We start from the raw sequence: 18,909 nt of genomic DNA on the forward strand, positions 1-18,909 counted from the left end.
CGAGTATTGACGGGGTGTCTGCATTGCAGGTCTTGACGCCCACACTAAGTGTTTGCTTTGTTCATGACGAGACGCAAAAATCGAATTAATTGTTTCCATACAAGGACAATCAAATCATGCCTAAAGTGGAAGTCGAAAGACTCTGGACCCATGTGCACTGGCTGGCGATCCTTGCAGAGCAGGGCACCTATACCGCGACAGCGATTAGGCTAGGGGTGAGTAAATCAGCGGTGAGCCACCGAATTGTCGAGCTGGAAAAGGCCACGGGACTGAGTCTGGTGCAGCGCACGACTCGCAGTGTGCGACTGACCGATGCGGGAAACGCTTTGGTACGTGACGTGCGCAGTGCTTATGAGCAGATTGCCCGTAGTTTTTCCGATGTTCGAGACTCTGCAGGTGTAGCACGGGGACTTCTGCGGCTGACTGCTCCGGTAGCATTTGCCCGCCAACAGTTGGTTCCGGTACTGGCTGGTTTCCTCAACGAACATCCCGAAGTCCGAGTGCAACTTGACGTTTCCGATCAGATTTCCTCGATCGCTACGGAGGGATTTGATCTGGCTGTTCGGCACAGCAATCAGATCCCGGATACCCATGTCGCCTGGAAGTTGTGCGCGACACATTCCGTACTTGTTGCGACCCGCAGCTATCTGGATAGATTCGGCGAACCTCAACATCCAGAGGATCTCATAGGACACAACTGTCTATATTACCCGCGAGGCAACGACACGCCTGCCTGGGCATTCGAAACCACCGGTCCCTCGCCAGTGGAGGAGAAACGGCTGACGGTTCCTATCAAAGGCACATTCGCAACCAACAACAGCGAAGCATTGCGCGATGCGGCTTTGACTGATTTGGGCATCGCGCTCTTGCCCGATTTCAGCGCTCAAGCCGGGCTGAAGAGCGGACGATTGGTGCAGGTGCTGCCAGCGTGGAGATTAGTAGGAGCCTTTCCGGAGGACATTTATCTGGTGCGTCCTTATTCCACACATGTACCGAGAGCCGTCACTGTTTTTGTCGACTACCTGCGAGGGCGGTTTGTGGCTGGTTTTAGTTAACAGCATAAAACTGGCCTTTTATTGCCCGTTACTGATACGAGCTTTCGCGGGTATCAACTGCATCTGGTACTCCGTACAGTCAGAAAGTCATCTTCAAAACCGACGCGAAAGCGTCCCGGATCAAACATGAATGTTGTGCTGCATAAACCACTGAGTACAACACCGAGACCGGCCACTATTCGACGAATGCAATTGACTCTTCACGGCCGTCCAGGGCTCAGCGATTAGCGGCGGCGAGATGGGGGCGGGATGACCCGCCATATCCGTTAGTCCACGGGCGTTCTGAAAATGGAAAGCTCGGATCATTTTCTGAACAGGTGCTTTACTTCGAGTACGCGATGTAACCAGCAGAACGGCTGATGGTTTGAGCGTAACCGGTGCAGCGTGACTGGCGCCAGCGGCATACGAGGAGTTCCACCATGATTAACTGGTTGCTGCTGTTCGTTCCTCTGTCGATTGTCCTGGAATACTTCGCTCCGGCGCACTTTCTGTTCGTTTTCATCACAGCCGCGCTCGCCATCCTGCCGCTTGCAGGCTGGCTGGGGCGCGCCACCGAGCAGCTGGCCGCACATCTGGGTGAGAGCGTGGGTGGGTTACTCAATGCCACCTTCGGTAATGCTACCGAGCTAATCATCTGCATTGCCGCCCTGCAGGCCGGGCTCTACGACGTGGTCAAGGCCTCCATCGCCGGCTCGATCATCGGCAATATCCTGTTAGTGATGGGCTGCGCCATGCTGGCAGGTGGTCTGCGCCATTCAGAGCAGCACTTCAACGCGATAGGAGCGCGCTCGCAGTCCACACTGCTGACCCTGGCCGCCATCGCCTTGATCATCCCCGCCGCGAACAAGATCGCCACGGAGGGCAAGATGAATCTGGGCTCCCACTACCTCAGCGTGTCCATTGCTGTGCTACTGCTGGTCGTCTATGCGCTGTTCCTTATCTATTCCCTGATGACCCACAAGAAGGAATTCAGCAGCGAAGAGCTGGAGAGCATTGAAGAAAACGCAGCGTCCTGGTCGGTTGGCAAGGCGCTACTGGTCCTTTGCCTGTCGACGGTGATGGTGGCTTGGGTGAGCGAGATCCTGATTGGCACCATAGAGCCCAGTACCCAGGCGCTGGGCCTGAACAACATCTTCGTCGGTGTCTTTGTGGTGGCCATCCTCGGCAACGCAGCGGAGCACGCGACTGCTATCTCCGCAGCACTCAAAAATCGCATGGACCTATCGCTGTCCATCGCTATCGGTTCGAGCGTGCAGGTGGCGCTGTTCGTCGCCCCGACGCTTGTATTGGCCAGTCTGTTCATCGGTCCGGTTGCCATGGACCTGGCCTTCCGGCCCGGCCTCGTGCTGGCGGTGCTGCTGGCGGTATTGATCACCAGCGAGGTCGCCGACGATGGTCGCTCTGACTGGTTCAAGGGCGTGCAGTTACTGGCAGTCTATATATCCCTCGGGATGGCGTTCCTTTTCCTCAGCGGCGCCCCGGCAGGATGAACTTGAACAGATCGGGCCAACGCCGGTGCATTGGCCAGAGGCGCCATGATCTACGGGCCGAAAGCATGAAAATCATGGGGCGCTGATGCAGATCAACAAGCTCACACGAAACTATTCTAACTTTTAAAAAAAGATGCTGTTGGTGCAATGACGAGTCAGCAAATTCCACATCTCGAATACAGTGCAGGGGTGACAAAAGAGTCATGACCTCCGACAAGAAAACCTCCCGCAAGAAAGTCCATAAGGCGAAACAGACCCGGGAGTTCCGCTCCCGCGAAGAGCGCATCGAAGCCGGTCGCCTGCTACGCGAAAAAGTGCCACGGGAAAGCCACGGGATCTGGAAGTCGCCCGGCAAGGGCCGCGACGTCATCGCCATACTGCAGGCGTCCAACAAGGAGCGCCTTCAGGAGCTGGTACCCATTCGCTACGGGCGCATGCTGCGAAGCCCTTTCACGTTTTACCGCGGCTCGGCGGCGCTGATGGCTTATGACTTGTCCAGTACACCGAACATCGGCGTCCAGGTGCAGGCCTGTGGCGATTGCCATCTGCTGAATTTCGGCTTGTTCGCCTCCCCGGAGCGCAATCTGATCTTTGACCTCAATGACTTCGATGAAACCCTCCCGGCTCCCTGGGAATGGGACGTCAAGCGACTTGCCGGGAGCTTCGCTCTGGTCGCTATGGATAACCGGTACGGCGACGAGGAGGCTCGCGAGGGCGCTATTGCCTGTGTACGGAGCTATCGGGAGAACCTGCGCAAATACTCGAAGATGAACCCGCTGGAAGTCTGGTACTCGCGGATGGATATGCAATCGTTGATTGATACCGCTCCCGATCCAAAGACAAAGAAGTTGCGTCAAGAGGCCGCCGATAGAGCCCGTGAACGCGTGGTCGAAAACATCTTCCCGAAAATCGTCGGCAGTGTTGCCGGGCAACAACGCATCGTCGACCAGCCGCCAGTACTCATGCACTTGGATGATCCAAAATTCATGGAGAAGATCCAGGAGGGCCTGGATGTATACCGTGGGACGCTTTCAGACGAGCGTCGTGTGCTGCTGGACCGTTATCGACTGGTGGACGCCGCACTGAAAGTGGTGGGGATCGGCAGTGTTGGCACGCGCTGCTTCATCGCCCTGATGTTTTCCGAAGAAAACCACCCGCTGATTCTGCAGATCAAGGAGTCCAGCCGCTCGGTGCTGGCGCCTTACGCGGGCAAGAGCATCTACAAGAACCAGGGCGAGCGGATTGTCATGGGGCAACGGCTGATGCAGTCCTCCAGCGATATCTTCCTGGGCTGGGCGCGTGGACGCGCTGGACGCGATTTTTTCGTACGGCAACTGCGCGACATGAAGTTCTCGGTACCGGTCGAAGGCGTAACCCTGTCGCAAATCAAACGCTACGCCGGATTGTGCGGCGAGACCCTGGCCAGGGCACATGCCAAATCAGGGGATGCAGCAACCATTTCCGGGTATCTGGGCAAGGGCGACGTTTTCGATAAGGCGCTGGGGGACTTCGCCGTAGCCTATGCCAGGCAGACGGTGAAAGATCACAGGACTTTGGCCCGGGCGGTCAGGGCCGGGCATTTGGAGGCACTGATCGAAGAGGAATAGCCATCAAGCGCAACCAGGCCCAAAAACTGCATTGGGTCTGGGGATAAGTAATGCATCTCCCGAAGGTTGTCATCCATCAGATAACACCCAGGATATACAACATGAAAATAAATCTGCGCGGGACCGTGCTGGCCCGTGGGTTGATGCTCTACGAGGTGGGTACTGATCACGTCGGTTTAGATAATGTCGGTGCAACTGCCCGAGCACAGGGTCCCAGCACACTTGCGAGCAATGTGGCAGAAGTGGCTTTTATCCTTCACGAACGCAAGTTCGGAAAAGAAGGCGGCGATCGCCAAGGAGTTGCCGGGCAAGGACTTCTCTTCGAATCTTGCTGAACCCGAGAAGGCTGGTCCTTATGCGGTGCGCGATGGACCGCTCTTCTGCTTCAACACGTTCGCCACACTGGACGGCGAAGTCCTGGAAAAGGCCCGCGATTTGCTGAAGCCGGGGTACGCGGCGAATATCAAGGAGTCCGGTCTGCCTTCTGACATGATGAAACGCGGTGCGATTCGCGGCGTGTTCGACGGCCGCCATCAGTTCACACGCTACTTCTCTCCCAAACAGCACAACCGTCCGGTCACAGAAAAAAGGGGATAGATTTATCTTCCAGATAATAAATCTGTCCCCTTTTTCCTTTAGTTAACCATCACCTCGTCCAGTGCCTGCCCGAGGATGCTGACCGTGCGCTCGATATTGCGCAGCTTTTCGAGTCCGAACAGACCGATACGGAACGTCTGGAAGTCGGCTGGCTCGTCGCATTGCAACGGCACTCCGGCGGCGATCTGCAGGCCGTGGTCGGCAAATTTCTTGCCGTTCTTGATGTCGGCATCGTCGGTGTAGCTCACCACGACGCCAGGGGCCTGAAAGCCGGCTGCGGCCACGCTTTTGATGCCTTTACCAGTCAACATGGCGCGCACCCGATCGCCCAGCGCCTGTTGTTCGCCGCGGACTTTGTCGAAACCGTAGGCTTGCGTCTCTTTCATCACTTCGTTGAACCGCGCGAGGGAATCGCTGGGCATGGTCGCATGGTAGGCATGTCCACCCTGTTCGTAGGCCTGCATGATCTGAAGCCACTTTTTCAGGTCGCAGGCGAAGCTGCTGCTTTGCGTCTGTTCGATGCGCTTGAGGGCCAAAGCACTGAACATCACCAGGGCGCAGCAAGGGGAAGCGCTCCAGCCTTTCTGCGGTGCGCTGATCAGCAGGTCGACTGCGCATTTGTGCATATCAACCCAAATCGTGCCGGAGGCGATGCAGTCCAGCACGAACAGGCCACCTACCGCATGCACGGCGTCGCCGACGGCTCGCAGGTAGTCGTCGGGCAGCATGATCCCTGATGAGGTTTCAACGTGGGGGGCGAAGACAATCTGCGGCTTCTGCGCCTCAATGGCTGCGAGCACTTCGTCCAGAGGGGGTGGGGCATAGGCAGCCTGGCGACCCGTGTCGACCGGTCGGGCTTTCAGCACCGTGGTGGCCGCCGGGATGTTGCCCATCTCAAGGATCTGGCTCCAGCGATAACTGAACCAGCCATTGCGTATCACCAGGCATTGCTGGTCGGTGGCAAACTGTCGCGCCACCGCTTCCATGCCGAACGTGCCGCTGCCCGGGACCACCGCAACAGCCTGGGCGTTGTAGACCTGTTTCAGGGTCCTGGAAATGTTCTTCATCACGCCTTGAAATGACTGCGACATGTGGTTGAGCGAGCGGTCGGTGTAGACCACTGAGTACTCGACCAGCCCCTCGGGATCGATACTGGGATATAGCTTTGACATGGAGTAACTCCTTTGGCAGAAATCTCAGTGGTATTGACCCTGCCCCAAGCCTTGGCAAATGACAAGATTGCTCGTGATTGAATGGCGACTTCTGTCGAGCGGTTGGCATCATCCGTTAAGAAGGGGGGCAGCCGAACCGAAGCTGGCGGTCAGCATTGGCTGAAATTAGCCGATTAGGGTCTGCTACGAACGCTCCCGGTCAATTGCTACCCGCCATTCATCCCTCACCTGTTCATCATCTCGCCATGATGCATATCGCCCTCCATCGCGTCCTTGCCATGGTCGGAAAGCTGGGCGTCAAACCACTGGTGAAGCGCCGTTATCAAGGCTGGATCCGAGGTCTTGAAGAGCAATTGGGCGCCGCCTTCGATGTCTGTGTACTCGATCGCAATCTGTCCAGGCTTGACGGCTTTCAAGTCAGCCAGGCCCGGCATGTCCTGGCCATGGATGTGCGCCGGGCCTGAAAAGTCTCCCTTGAGAAAACGCTCGTGAATTGCCTGGAGATGCTGGCGAATCAACTGCACTTGGGCAGCATCTCCGGGCTGCTTGGCGACCACTTGCTGAATGCCGCCTTCAGCGGTCTTGGTGAAGACATGGGTTGTCGCTGCGAGGCTGAACGGCATGACATCCTGGCTGCGCCCCGCCACCTCGGCTTGCCGTTGTGCGTCGGCGTCCGAATGCTCCACGGGCTGAGCGTGAAGGTTTGCGGCAAGCGCCCAGAGCACTGTTGAGGCGATGGCGGTTTTTAGCATGGTCTTTCTCCAACAGGGGCAGGGCGTCGAGCGATGCCGGCGCTTCAGTCCCGCTGTCACGCTCGCAACAGCGGGACTTGGGTGTCGGTGACCACCAGCGACTTATTGATCAGCCATGCAAAGGGTTCGATGGGACCCTTGCACACCCGCTTAACGGATCAATCAGCGTATCGGCCCAGGCGGCACTGCTGGAATCATGCGCCACCCTTCGGGGCACTGGCGCACATTCGGGTAGTAGCCTCGGGCGGAATCGCAGTAGTACCAATTGGCGGCGGGAGGAGGGGCGGTTGGCGCTGAAGCCGTCGTCCCGGGAGGTGGGGCAACCATCACTGGAGGTGGGCTGGCCTGGTAGTAGTAAACCGGCGGGGCCGGATAGTAATAAACCGGATAGGCGGGGTAGTAATACGGGTTGAAGACGTGCGCGGCTTCCCAGCCCAAGCCCAAACCAATGCCCAGACCCCACCATCCGGCATCCCCGCCGTGACCGCCATGTCCACCGCCATGGGACTCGGCATTGGTCGGCAAGGCGAGACTGGTCGCCAGCAGGATGATGCCTGCCAACACACATCGGGCGATCAGGCTTGATTTGTTCATTTGAGTTCATCTCGACACCGAGGGGTCAATTTGAGCATAGGAGCCGGCAGGGTGGAGAATCTGATCCATATCAGTAAACGGATAGACGGGCGAACAAGGGGATGGATGGTCAATCGCGACCGCATATCGGGGGCCTACGGTTGCGCCAGAATTCGCCGGCTTGTGCGCCTCGGGGCTGCTCGGTAATTTGATTCGCGTCACTGCCCATCAGTGAACGGGTCTAGTGCGAGTGCTGAAGGCTCCACGTTTTCGGAGACTGAATACGATAAAGCCTTCACCCAATCCCCCGGCCACCGATCCGACCGCTCCTGAAACATCGAATCCTGCCTGACTGAAAATCCAGCTCACCCCTTACAACCCCCCGCAAGCCGACTTGACTTGCTGAGGGTGTGTAGAGCCATGGGCCTGGATGCACTGTGATGAGTACTCAGACAATCTGTTCAAGACTCTCAAGCTTGTATCCGTTCTTGCCGGGAGATGGGCCTAACGGTAGCGGGAGGCAGGTGTACCTGTTTGGGTCGCCGCGAAAAGTGCACCGCGAGCAGTGTCGTAGGTGCTCCACAGGGACGCGTCTTCGACGGACGGGAAGGTGATGGCCTCGCCTTTATCCAGGCCCGCCAGTGCAGCATCCACGCAATCCTCTGCACTCATGATGGTGTCTTGTCCAAGGGCGGACAGTGGAATGCCCGAGACGCCTTCAGTCCAGATTTCCGTAGCAGTCGATGCTGGCAGAACGACCTGGAGCCTGACGTTCGACTTGGCTTTGGCCAGCTCATCCTGAATGCCCCTGCTGAAGGCCAGCACGAAAGACTTGGTGCCACTGTAAACAGAGCTGACTTCCCAGGAGTGGACCGACAATACCGATGCTACGTTGATGATGGTCCCTTGATTACGCGCTTTGAAAGCCGGCAGCACAGCTTGAGTCAGCCGTGTCAGCGAAATGATGTTCAGTGCAATCTGCGACAGCGAAACCTCAACCGGCGTATCCGCCAGAGTGCTGAAACGTGCGACACCAGCATTGTTGACGAGCAGTCGTACGCTGTCATCGCTGCCAAGTACTTTTTCCACCTTGGCCACGTCGGCTTCTTTTTCCAGGTCGGCAACCAGGCTCTGGACGCTGACGCCGTGCTTTTTGGACAGTTTTTCAGCCAAGGCTGCCAAGCGATCAGCACGCCGGGCGACCAGAACAAGGTCGTAACCGCGAGCAGCCAGGCGGTCGGCGTAGACGGCGCCAATGCCAGAAGATGCGCCTGTTACAACAGCAGTTTTTTTAGACGAAGACATATTTTAACCTCTAACGTTGAGTGCTCAAGCAATTGATTGAGGGCTCAAGTTTATGTTGGGGAGGGCGGGGCTTGTCAATAGTGTTGTGCTCAACCATTATTTGGGGATGAAAAAAATCTCCAGTAAATCAACCGCAATGACTACCGCCCCAGATAACAGGGCCGAAGAAAAACTGGCCTTTGTGGACCTCGTGTGCACCAACACCGCGCTCAGGCGTGCAGCCCGACGCTTGGGGAATCTGTACGACGACGCTCTGGCGCCCTTGGGACTGAAATCAACACAGGTTTCGCTTTTGACGGAAATCACCAGGATGGCGTCCGCAAACGAGGGCCAGGCGCCCACGCTGCAGGATCTGGCGCTCAAGCTTGCAATCCAGATTTCAGCGCTTACCCACGCCCTTAAGCCTCTAGTGCGAGACGGTTTGGTTGAGCTGAGGATTGATGAGCAAGATAAGCGTGCAAAACGTGCAGTGTTGACGCCATCAGGACTCGAGCTTTTGCACGAGGCAATTGTGTATTGGGCCACCGCCAATGACCGCGTGGAGGAGGTACTCGGCCGTGATTCGGCTGCTTCACTCCGGGCCGCAGCTGATTACGTGGCTTCAGACGAATTCCTCTCGGCCTATCTTGGAGATGATCAGGCGTGAATTCCGGTGTAAGACAGGGGCGGCATTGCGCCGCCCCTGTTCAAGTGAAGGGCAGCAAACGACCGTGAGAACCAGTTTTTTCTTGTGAGTAACGTCGAGGTGCCAGGCAACAGCCAGCCAGTACCGTGACAGCACAGAACAAGGCAATTACAATTTGATTAACATCCCGCGACTTGAGCGATTGAATACCCCATGGAAAGCAAGACTGCGCGCCTCACGGTGCTCATAGATCCCGTCAAGAAAAAAGCGTTCGAGGAACTCTGTGCAGCACAAGACCTGACGTCTTCGCAGGTTGTCCGGCAACTGATTCGTGACTATCTGGCCACTCACGGCGCCAGCTATACGACCAAGAGCAAGCATGCCGTCAGCACCAAGTCATGAGCCAACACTGGCCGTTAGTCTCTAGAGGGTCGATGTACCTTCTACGTGACTGACAGCTTTGGCCAGTGCGGTGTTGAAGTCGGCGTGGTAATGCTCCGGGCCAATTTCTTGCAGGATACCCACCCTGTCTAGCTTGCTGAGCACCTTCTTATTCGCTTCGCAGAGCTTTACCACGATATTGCGCTTGTGCAGCTGCTGAATGACCTCCTCCAGCACTTGCAGGCCCGTGATATCCATAAACGGTACGCGTTTCAGGCGGATGATCAGGAGACGTGGGTCTGTATGGGTCTGTGCCAGGACACGCTCGAAAGTCTCGGCCGCGCCAAAGAACAGTGGCCCTTCAATCGTATAAATCAGTATCCCCGGCGGCAAGTGCGCATGGCCATTGGCTCTCAGCTCTTCTTCAAGCTCGTGCTCGACGACCTGTTGCACCTCCACGGATGAAGCCATGCGACGCATGAACTGCAACATGGCAAGAATGACACCGATATTCACGGCGATAACCAAGTCACTGAACACTGTGAGGCTGAAGGTGATGAGCAGAATCGACACGTCTGCGCGCGGGGCTCGCTGGACCATGCGCTTGAAGTGTCTCACCTCGCTCATGTTGTACGCGACCACGAATAGAATGGCGGCCAGGGCGCACAGTGGGATGTTCGAGGCTAAAGGTGCCAGAAACAGAATAATAAGCACCAAGGTGATCGCGTGCGTAATGCCGGCCAGCGGGCTTGTGCCGCCGTTACGGATATTGGTTGCAGTGCGGGCAATGGCTCCGGTAGCGGCGAAGCCGCCAAACAGTGGCGTGACCAGATTAGCCACTCCCTGACCGATCAGCTCCTGATTGGAGTCATGCTTGGTGCCCGCCATGCCATCGGCCACCATTGCAGACAGAAGCGATTCGATTGCTCCAAGCATGGCGATAGTGAAAGCCGGACCAATCAAATCGATGATCCGAGACAGCGTGATTTCAGGCAGGCCAAACGCTGGAAGACCTTGAGGTATGCCACCAAATGCGCTGCCAATCGTGGCTACCCCCTCGAAATGAAAGGTTGCCTGTATCGCCGTAGCTACCGTCATTGCGACCAACGGGCCAGGCACCCGTTTGAGGCCGGGTATTTTGGACGCGGTGATTACCAGGAAAAGACTGAGTACAGCCAGCAGGGTGGTGGCGATATGAAGATCCGGGAGCGCCTGTAGCAAATGCCAGAGCTTTTCATGGAAGTGCTCTCCACTGATCGTCGGTAAGCCGAAAAAGTCTCTCCATTGCCCGACCCAGATGATCACGCCGATGCCGGCGGTAAATCCGACGATCACTGGATCGGGGATAAACTTGATGATTGCACCAAGCCGGGCGACCCCGAGCAATAACAGCATGGCGCCCGCCATCATCGTAGCGATTTGCAGGCCGTCAACCCCATGCTTGGCCGTGACGCCCGCCAGAATCACGATGAACGCGCCTGTTGGCCCTGCAATCTGTAAGCGGCTCCCCCCAAAGAGCGAAACCAGCAGGCCGCCAATGATTGCGGTGTAGATGCCTTGCTCAGGCTTGACGCCAGATGCAATGGCAAACGCCATGGCTAAGGGGAGCGCCACGATCCCGACGATCACGCCAGACACCAGATTGCGCAGCCAGTGCTTTCGACCCAACAACCCCGCCTTCCATGCCTCACCTATCGCAATCACGGCTAGCTCCTCAGTGCATGCATGTGCATAATATTAACATGCAGTGATAATTTAAATACCTTGGAACCACTGCTTCGTACGGCTGGAGATATTGCCTGTAAAGCTCGGACGGAACTGAGTGGGCATACACTGCATATAGAGAATTTTGAGAACGCGCTTAGCGTGGTGACAGACATGAATCGCAAAGATGTGAAAAGCAAGCATGCCGAAGGCGTGACCTTTGACACCCATTTGATCGCAAACCCGACCAATCCCAAGGAGTGGATCGTGTTCTTCAAAAAGGACGCCGGGAGGAGTTATTTTTTGGTTGATGACAATGAAGAGGTCGAGTCTTTCGGACATCTGGATGACTTGATTGCCGAGCTTCGAGACTTGGGCCTCAAGACCGCTGAAATCCATTTTTGACCTTTGGATGACGACTTGGCGACGCTGCCAGGTTCAAGGAGAGAATCGAGGCAACGCATGTTTACCCTCGACCTTCACGTCCCCTCGATGGCCGACATCAAGGCCACGCCGCGCACACCCTGCACCCTGTTCAGCGTCGACCCCAAGGCCACGGCCGAAACCCTGACCGGGTGCTGGATCAGATCGATCCGCGTGAGTAGAGCCCCCAGGTCACGCGAGAGTCAAAACGGCAGGGGCGGCATTGCGCCGCCCCTGTTCAAGCGACGGGCCACTGCGGCACGGGCCGAAGCAACCCATCCTCTACCTGCGTTTCACTTCAGGTCGAAGCGATCCAGGTTCATCACCTTGGTCCACGCCGCCACGAAGTCATGGACGAACTTCTCTTGCGCCCCGGCGGTGGCATAGACCTCTGCCAGCGCCCGCAGCTGCGCGTTGGAACCAAATACCAGATCGACACGAGTGGCGGTCCACTTCGGCTGGCCGGTCTTGCGGTCGCGACCTTCGAACTCCTCATTGGCCTCCGAGACCGGTTTCCATTCCACCCCCATGTCCAGCAGGTGGGTGAAGAAGTCGTTGGTCAGCGCTTCCGGCCGCGTGGTGAAGACGCCGTGGGCGGTTTTTCCGACGTTGGTGTTGAGCACGCGCAGGCCACCGATCAGCGCGGTCATTTCCGGTGCAGTGAGGGTCAGCAGTTGCGCCTTGTCGATCAGCAACTGCTCGGCCGGTACGCGGTAGCGGGTCTTGAGAAAGTTACGGAAACCGTCGGCAATCGGTTCGAGGAAGCCGAACGACTCGACATCGGTCTGTTCCTGGCTGGCGTCCATGCGCCCCGGCCTGAAAGGCACCGTGACGTTGTGCCCGGCGGTTCGCGCGGCTTGTTCGACACCGGCACCGCCGGCCAGCACGATCAGGTCGGCCAGCGACACTTTCTTGCCACCGGTGTTGAACTCCTTCTGGATGCTTTCGAGTTTCGCCAGCACCTTCGCCAGTTGTTCCGGCTGATTGGCCTGCCAGGACTTCTGTGGCTCCAGGCGCAGGCGCCCGCCGTTGGCACCGCCGCGTTTGTCGGAGCCGCGGAAGGTAGAAGCCGCCGCCCAGGCCGTGGAGACCAGCTCTGACACGGTCAGGCCCGAGGCCAGCACCTTGCTCTTGAGCGCGGCGATGTCGCCGTCGTTGATCAATGCATGGTCGAGCGCTGGGATCGGGTCTTGCCAGAGCAGCTCTTCGTCCGGCATTTCCGGGCCGAGGTAGCGCGAAAGCGGCCCCATGTCGCGGTGGATCAGCTTGTACCAGGCGCGGGCGAAGGCGTCGGCCAACTGGTCGGGATTGGCCAGGAAGCGACGGGCAATCGGTTCGTAGATCGGATCGAAGCGCAGGGCCAGGTCCGAGGTGAGCATGGTCGGATCACGCCGCTTGGACGGGTCATGGGCATCGGGAATGATGCCGGCCCCCGCGCCGTTTTTCGGTTTCCACTGATGCGCGCCAGCGGGACTCTTAGTCAGTTCCCACTCGAAGCCGAACAGGTTCTCCAGGTAGTTATTGCTCCATTTCGTCGGGGTGGTGGTCCAGGTGACTTCCAGGCCGCTGGTGATGGTGTCGGCCCCTTTGCCGGTGCCGAAGCTGTTTTTCCAGCCCAGGCCCTGTTGCTCCAGGCCGGCCGCCTCGGGCTCGGGCCCGACGTTGTCGGCAGGGCCGGCGCCGTGGGTTTTGCCGAAGGCGTGGCCACCCGCTATCAGCGCCACGGTTTCTTCGTCATTCATGGCCATGCGGCCAAAGGTTTCACGGATGTCCAGCGCTGAAGCGACCGGGTCCGGTTGGCCTTCCGGGCCTTCCGGGTTGACGTAGATCAGGCCCATTTGCACGGCGGCGAGGGGATTCTCCAGATGACGCCCGTCCTCGGTACGGCTGGCTTCGTTTTTTCCCGGTTCTGCGACGAGTGGCACATCGCCGGGTGCTTGTACCGGCTTGTTGTCATCTTTGCCGTAGCGCGTGTCGCCGCCCAGCCATTTGTTTTCCGAGCCCCAGTAGACGTCTTCATCCGGTTCCCAGACGTCCGCACGGCCGCCGGAAAAACCGAAGGTCTTGAAGCCCATGGATTCCAGGGCGACGTTGCCAGTCAGTACGATCAGATCGGCCCAGGAAATATTGCGGCCATATTTTTGCTTGATCGGCCAGAGCAGCCGGCGCGCCTTGTCCAGGCTGACGTTGTCCGGCCAACTGTTGAGTGGGGCAAAGCGCTGCTGGCCGGAGCCGGCGCCGCCTCGACCGTCACCGGTGCGGTAAGTACCGGCGGCGTGCCAGGCCATGCGAATGAACAGGGGGCCATAGTGGCCGAAGTCGGCCGGCCACCAGTCCTGCGAGTCCGTCATCAGCGCGTTCAAGTCATGCTTGAGGGCCACAAAGTCCAGGCTCTTGAAGGCTTCGGCGTAGTTGAAACCCTCGCCCATGGGGTCGGACAGGGGCGAGTGCTGGTGCAGGATCCTCAGGTTCAGTTGGTTGGGCCACCAGTCGCGGTTCGTTGTGCCACCGCCGGCGGCATGATTGAACGGGCATTTCGATTCAGTTGCCATGTGTGCGCTACCCTCGGTCGTGTCCATGCCGCCATCCGGCCCGGTGCGGGCGGGAAAACGGCAAGTGAAATCAATGACTCAGGCGGCGGGCCCGGCAGGTCGATCAACGGATCGTCGGGGCTACGCGGGGATTCATGACAGCGGCAGTCGATATGCCAACAGATCACCCACGGTACGCCTGGTCGGTTTCTGACTCATTCTTGTCTCGATACAGGTCTCGGCCGGCCAGAGTGCACCGGCAGAAGCTAATGCTAGTCGCCCGTTGGCGAGTCAGCTAATAGTCGCAGTATTGGCAGGTGATAGGCGCAATCTCTCAGCCCTTCACAGACTGTTGCAGGCGCCGCCGGGCAATGTGCCACAATAGTTGTTCGTTACGGCATCACGATCAGGCGGAATGAATGGACGGCCTTGGTTTTCGGCACGAGCAGGATCGCTACATTGCACAGCAGGTGCAAACGGATCGATTGCATCAGCTGTTTCGCCAATCGGTTTCAGCGGTTTTCGGCAGTTTTCTGGCCGTGATCATGTTGTGCTGGCTGTGTTGGGAGCGGTTTGATCACAACGTGGTTTTCTGGTGGATAGCCCTGCTGACGGGGGCGACGTTATTACGCCTGCTGATGTTCGCAGTCTATTTTCACAGCCCGCCAGCGCAGCGCACGCCGCAGCGCTGGGAACGCAGGTACTGGCTGACGCTGATATTGTCCGCCAGCATCTGGGGCGCTGGAGCCCTGGCGGTCATGCCCAGGGATGACCTGTTGGCCCAAGTGCTGGTCATGCTGTTTACCGTCGGTATGTCAGTCAGTGCGGTGTCCTGCTACTCGGCCTACCGCTACATGACGGTGGTGTCGATTTCCCTGGTGCTGATGCCTTGCACCCTGTGGCTGCTGTTCCAGCCGTCAACCCTGCAAACCGGGGTGGCCGTGGCGGTCATGGTGTTCGCCTCATTCGTGTTCAGGGCCACCAGCAGCCTGGCCAATGCGGTGGAAACCGCCTTTCGGCTGACCCGGGAAATGGAACTGGCCCACAGCATTTCCACGCGCGCGGCGCAAACCGATGAACTCACTGGCCTGAAAAACCGGCGGGCTTTTTTCGAACATGCCCAGCATCTCTACAGCCATTGCCGAAACTACCAGTTGCCGCTTTGCGCGGTGATGCTGGACATGGATCACTTCAAACACATCAACGACACCTACGGGCATCAGATCGGCGACCAGGTCCTGCGGCAAATGGGCGTGGTGATCGGTCAATCCTTTCGCGAGAGCGACGTCCACGGTCGATTGGGCGGGGAGGAGTTCGCGGTCTTGCTGCCCAATACCTCCATCGAGACCGCCCAGGCCATTGCCGAGGACCTTATCCAGTCCATTTCCGGGCTGATGACCGGCCCGGTTCACTGCATAACGGCCAGTGTCGGTGTCGCGGCCATGGCGCCCGGCGACAATGATTTGCACAGCTTGATGTGCAACGCCGATAAAGCCCTGTACCGCGCCAAGGCCCGTGGGCGCAACCAGGTCGCGGTGGCCGAGTAGCGCCCGGTAGCACCGGCCGGGCGCTCATCCCAGAATGAAATACACCTTGCGCACTGCCGTGAGGTTTTCCCAGGTGCCTTGAAATCCCGCGGCAACCACGAACGAAGCACCGGGGCCAAATGTGCAGCTGACACCCTGCACATCGGTCAGGCGCACCGTGCCTTCGAGAATGTGGCACAACTCGTCGTAATCGCACTGGCAGCGTTCCAGGTGCGGACCGGCCTCCCAGATGCCGGCGACGGCGTTTTTCTGCGGCGCCACGAAATGCCGCCAGCTGCTGCTGCGATAGGGCGCGTCGACAATGGCCGGGTCGTTGACTTCGAGCTCTTTGGGCGTCAGTTCTGGATTGGCGAAGTTGATGACGTGTCGGGGCAGGGCGCTGGACATGCGGATCTCCGGTTCAGGAATCGAAACCGATACCAAAGGCATCGAAGGTTTTGAGCAACAGGTCGCGATGGCCGTCGCGGTCTTCCCGTGCCAGTGAGCGCTGGGCCAGCTTCACTCCGGCGTAGCGCAGTGGCTCTGGTGGAAAACGGAAGGGCGCCCTGGACGTCATCATCAGATCTGTTCGTTCCGTGGCTTCGCCGGCCAGCAGGTCGAGCATGTTCAGCGCGGCAAAACGGCTGGCCGAGACGCCTTGCCCGGTGAAACCGAGGGCGTAGGCCACGCGACCCTGCATGTCGCAGCCGGTAAACATCGTGGTGCGTGCAGAGGTGTCGATGATGCCGCCCCAGGCATGGCTGAAGCGTACGTCGTGTAAGGGCGGGAACGCCTGGTGAAATTGCTCGGCGAGGCGCTTGAAGCTTGCCGGTCGTTGCGTCAGCGCTTCATCGCGACGGCCACCGAAGTGATAGATGGCGTCGTAACCGGCCCAGAGAATGCGGTTGTCGGCGGTCTTGCGCAGGTAGTGAAACTGATTGCCTGAATCGGCGATGCCATAGCGGCCGGTCCAGCCGATCGCCTGCAGTTGCCTATCGCTCAACGGCTCGCTGACCAGGCTGTAGTCGTAGACCGGGATCACACTGGAGGCCAAGTGCCCGAGCAATGGCGGGGCGATGTTGGTCGCGAGGGCGATCTGTCCGGCTTCCATCTCGCCGCCCGCGGTGCGCAAGCGCAAACGCTCTGTGCTGTCTTGAAGTTCCAGCACCGGGCTTTGCTCGAACAGCCGAATGCCCTGCTCAAGGCAGACCCGGCGCAGCTCGGCGGCCATCTTCGCCGGGTTGAGCAGGGCATAGTTGGGCTCGAACACGCCGGCACCGTAGAGTGGTGAGTCCAGGCGCTGCGCCAGCGCGCGGCCTTCAAGCCATTCGCACTCAATGCCGAACCGGGCGTAGTTGCGTTGCATCGAGCGCAATCCCTCGACCTGCCAGGGTTGGCTCGCCAGGTTCAACTTGCCTTCGCGCTCGAACTCGACCTTTAGGCCAAAGTGCTGCACGTCGGCGGCCAATTCGTCGAGGTTCTGCCGCCCCAGACGGATCAATCGCTCGGCTTCCTGCGGCCAGCGCTTGAGCGCATTGGAGACGCCGTGGGAGATGCTTGGCGCGCAGAAACCGCCGTTGCGTCCGCTGGCTTCACCACCGCAGCGCCGCGCTTCGATGATCGCGATGTTCAAGGTTGGCCGGCGTTGACGAGCCAACAGCGCCGTCCACAACCCGGTGAAACCGCCGCCGACAACGGCCAGGTCGCATTGCAGGCTGCCGGCCAGTGGCGATGCGCTTGGCGCCTGTATGACGGTGTCCTGCCAGAACGGGCGGGGTTGTACGTTGTCGAGCGAGTCGTGGTGCGTAGGGGACTTCATTCAGCAACTCCGGCGTTATGGGGGGCAATGGTCAGTCAGTTGTCGGGCAACGCCAGAATCGCCTGTGCCGCCAGGTCAGTGCCGCGAATCGCCTGCATGCGCTCGCTGAACGCTTTGAGGCGCTGTTTCATGCCGTGGTCGGTCAGCAACTGTTCGAGGGCGGCGGGTAACGCCGCCAGCGGGTTGGCGAAGCGTGGCAGGTAGCGGCCGACGCCGACTTCTTCGGCGCGCGCGGCGTTGTCGTGGCCGTCCCAGCAGTAAGGAATGATCAGCGACGGCAAGCCGAAGTACAGCGCCTCACAGAAGCTGTTGTTGCCGCCGTGATGAATGAACAGCTCGCATTCCTTGAGCACCGCTGGCTGCGCAAACCAACTGTCGAGGTACACGTTGTCCGGCACCGTGGTGTACATGTCGCGGTAGGCACCGACGTTGATCAGGAAGCGATAGGGCAGGGTTTCGACCGTGCCGATCAGTCGCTTCATCATCTCGGTGTCGGCGGCGCCGAGGCTGCCGAAGCTGATGTAGATCAGCGGCGCTTCGTTGTGCCGCGGAAAATCAGGAACGATGTAGGGCGCTTCGCGGCGCACGCAGCCGTCGAGGTAGACGTAACGTTGCGGGTCCAGAGGTTGTTGGCGTCCGTAGCGCACCGGCGTCGGCGACAGCAGCAGGTTGAGCCACGGCGAATCGACGAGGAACTGGCCGGGCGGACAGGGTGCCGTGCCGTTGTGGGCGAGAAACTGCGAAAAGCGTTCATGGGCCGGCGCGACGGCTTTCAGGTAATGCTCGGTGAAGCGCTCGCGGGCGTCGACATCACTGGCCAGGCAGCCGGACAGGTAGGGCGGCACGGCGGCGTCGGGCAGTTCGGTTTCGGCGCAGGAGACCATCCGCACCCACGGGCAGCCGGCATTGGCGATGGCCGGGAACATGACCACGTTGTCGAGGACGATCACGTCCGGTTTCAGCCGGCCGAGCAATTGCTGCAAGGGTTTTTCCGCTTCGATCGCGGTGTCGATGATCGCGTCCCAGGCCGGTGCGACGTAGCTGTCGATCTGTGCCAGCGGGGTCTGGTTGAAATAGGGAATATTGCGCTCGATGAAGCGCTCCCAATAGTGCTGGTGCTCCGCAGCCGACAATGGGCTGGCTTGCGGAATCGGGTACTCGTCGAAGCCGTACTCGGCAAAGATTCCCTGGAAATGCTCGTGGCAGATGAACACCGGTTTGGCGCCCAGCTCACGCAGCGATTGGGCGATACCAATGCAGTTCAAGGCTGCGCCGAAACTGGCTTCTGGAAACAGGGCGATTAATTTTTGTGTGTGCATGGCGCCGCCAGATCCAAGGCGGGAAAGTTC

The 18,909-nt window shown here is 59.0% G+C and carries 17 protein-coding genes; 8 read left to right on the forward strand and 9 right to left on the reverse strand.

What is annotated here, in order from left to right:
• Positions 1-116 precede the first annotated feature (116 nt).
• From ACGJAX_RS18650 to ACGJAX_RS18665, 4 genes are all read left to right on the forward strand, one after another.
• Entirely contained in the window at positions 117-1,055 is a 939-nt protein-coding gene (locus ACGJAX_RS18650; RefSeq protein WP_390955673.1) for a LysR substrate-binding domain-containing protein, read from the forward strand.
• A 419-nt stretch (positions 1,056-1,474) separates the two neighbouring features.
• A complete protein-coding gene (cax, locus tag ACGJAX_RS18655) occupies positions 1,475-2,545 on the forward strand; it encodes a calcium/proton exchanger (protein WP_390955674.1) in 1,071 nt (356 codons plus the stop codon).
• 203 nt (positions 2,546-2,748) lie between these two features.
• Positions 2,749-4,152, forward strand: a complete 1,404-nt coding sequence (locus tag ACGJAX_RS18660) for a DUF2252 family protein (protein WP_390955675.1) — start codon at positions 2,749-2,751, stop codon at positions 4,150-4,152.
• A 183-nt stretch (positions 4,153-4,335) separates the two neighbouring features.
• A complete protein-coding gene (locus ACGJAX_RS18665; RefSeq protein WP_390955676.1) occupies positions 4,336-4,749 on the forward strand; it encodes a hypothetical protein in 414 nt (137 codons plus the stop codon).
• Positions 4,750-4,787: 38 nt separating this feature from the next.
• Here the strand turns inward: ACGJAX_RS18665 and ACGJAX_RS18670 are convergent, their stop codons facing one another.
• The 4 genes from ACGJAX_RS18670 to ACGJAX_RS18685 all read right to left on the reverse strand — a co-directional run bounded on the left by ACGJAX_RS18670 (position 4,788) and on the right by ACGJAX_RS18685 (position 8,551).
• Positions 4,788-5,921, reverse strand: a complete 1,134-nt coding sequence (locus ACGJAX_RS18670; protein WP_390955677.1) for an alanine--glyoxylate aminotransferase family protein — start codon at positions 5,919-5,921, stop codon at positions 4,788-4,790.
• A gap of 224 nt (positions 5,922-6,145) precedes the next feature.
• The gene (locus tag ACGJAX_RS18675; RefSeq protein ID WP_390955678.1) at positions 6,146-6,673 is read right to left on the reverse strand and encodes an aspartate carbamoyltransferase; all 528 of its coding nucleotides are present in this window, start codon (positions 6,671-6,673) and stop codon (positions 6,146-6,148) included.
• Between the two features lie 162 nt (positions 6,674-6,835).
• On the reverse strand, positions 6,836-7,267 hold the full coding sequence (locus ACGJAX_RS18680; protein ID WP_390955679.1) for a hypothetical protein: 432 nt from the start codon (positions 7,265-7,267) through the stop codon (positions 6,836-6,838).
• A gap of 483 nt (positions 7,268-7,750) precedes the next feature.
• The gene (locus ACGJAX_RS18685; RefSeq protein ID WP_390955680.1) at positions 7,751-8,551 is read right to left on the reverse strand and encodes an SDR family NAD(P)-dependent oxidoreductase; all 801 of its coding nucleotides are present in this window, start codon (positions 8,549-8,551) and stop codon (positions 7,751-7,753) included.
• A gap of 106 nt (positions 8,552-8,657) precedes the next feature.
• Here ACGJAX_RS18685 and ACGJAX_RS18690 point away from each other — a divergent pair, with 106 nt between their 5' ends.
• Positions 8,658-9,197, forward strand: coding sequence for a MarR family transcriptional regulator (locus ACGJAX_RS18690; RefSeq protein ID WP_390955681.1), 540 nt, complete (start codon positions 8,658-8,660; stop codon positions 9,195-9,197).
• Positions 9,198-9,389: 192 nt separating this feature from the next.
• Complete coding sequence (locus tag ACGJAX_RS18695; protein WP_047530236.1) at positions 9,390-9,578, forward strand: ribbon-helix-helix protein, CopG family; 189 nt, start codon at positions 9,390-9,392, stop codon at positions 9,576-9,578.
• Positions 9,579-9,599: 21 nt separating this feature from the next.
• Here ACGJAX_RS18695 and ACGJAX_RS18700 read toward each other — a convergent pair whose 3' ends face one another.
• Positions 9,600-11,261 (reverse strand): SulP family inorganic anion transporter, encoded by a 1,662-nt coding sequence (locus ACGJAX_RS18700; protein ID WP_390955682.1) that lies wholly within the window; start codon positions 11,259-11,261, stop codon positions 9,600-9,602.
• A gap of 174 nt (positions 11,262-11,435) precedes the next feature.
• On the opposite strand from ACGJAX_RS18700, the gene ACGJAX_RS18705 reads away from it, so the two are divergent.
• Positions 11,436-11,666: a hypothetical protein gene (locus ACGJAX_RS18705; protein ID WP_090323070.1), complete on the forward strand. Its 231-nt coding sequence runs from the start codon at positions 11,436-11,438 to the stop codon at positions 11,664-11,666.
• Positions 11,667-11,977: 311 nt separating this feature from the next.
• Here the strand turns inward: ACGJAX_RS18705 and katG are convergent, their stop codons facing one another.
• A complete protein-coding gene (gene katG, locus ACGJAX_RS18710; RefSeq protein WP_390959926.1) occupies positions 11,978-14,236 on the reverse strand; it encodes a catalase/peroxidase HPI in 2,259 nt (752 codons plus the stop codon).
• Between the two features lie 398 nt (positions 14,237-14,634).
• Here katG and ACGJAX_RS18715 point away from each other — a divergent pair, with 398 nt between their 5' ends.
• Complete coding sequence (locus tag ACGJAX_RS18715) at positions 14,635-15,762, forward strand: diguanylate cyclase (protein ID WP_090323067.1); 1,128 nt, start codon at positions 14,635-14,637, stop codon at positions 15,760-15,762.
• A 24-nt stretch (positions 15,763-15,786) separates the two neighbouring features.
• Here ACGJAX_RS18715 and ACGJAX_RS18720 read toward each other — a convergent pair whose 3' ends face one another.
• The 3 genes from ACGJAX_RS18720 to ACGJAX_RS18730 are packed head-to-tail and all read right to left on the reverse strand — an operon-like array spanning position 15,787 to position 18,879.
• A complete protein-coding gene (locus ACGJAX_RS18720) occupies positions 15,787-16,149 on the reverse strand; it encodes a cupin domain-containing protein (protein ID WP_247256845.1) in 363 nt (120 codons plus the stop codon).
• Between the two features lie 13 nt (positions 16,150-16,162).
• Positions 16,163-17,560: an FAD-dependent oxidoreductase gene (locus ACGJAX_RS18725; protein WP_390955683.1), complete on the reverse strand. Its 1,398-nt coding sequence runs from the start codon at positions 17,558-17,560 to the stop codon at positions 16,163-16,165.
• A gap of 35 nt (positions 17,561-17,595) precedes the next feature.
• Positions 17,596-18,879: a nucleotide disphospho-sugar-binding domain-containing protein gene (locus ACGJAX_RS18730; RefSeq protein ID WP_390955684.1), complete on the reverse strand. Its 1,284-nt coding sequence runs from the start codon at positions 18,877-18,879 to the stop codon at positions 17,596-17,598.
• Positions 18,880-18,909: the final 30 nt, after the last annotated feature.

The organism is Pseudomonas moorei, from assembly GCF_042846945.1.
Classification (GTDB): domain Bacteria; phylum Pseudomonadota; class Gammaproteobacteria; order Pseudomonadales; family Pseudomonadaceae; genus Aquipseudomonas; species Aquipseudomonas moorei.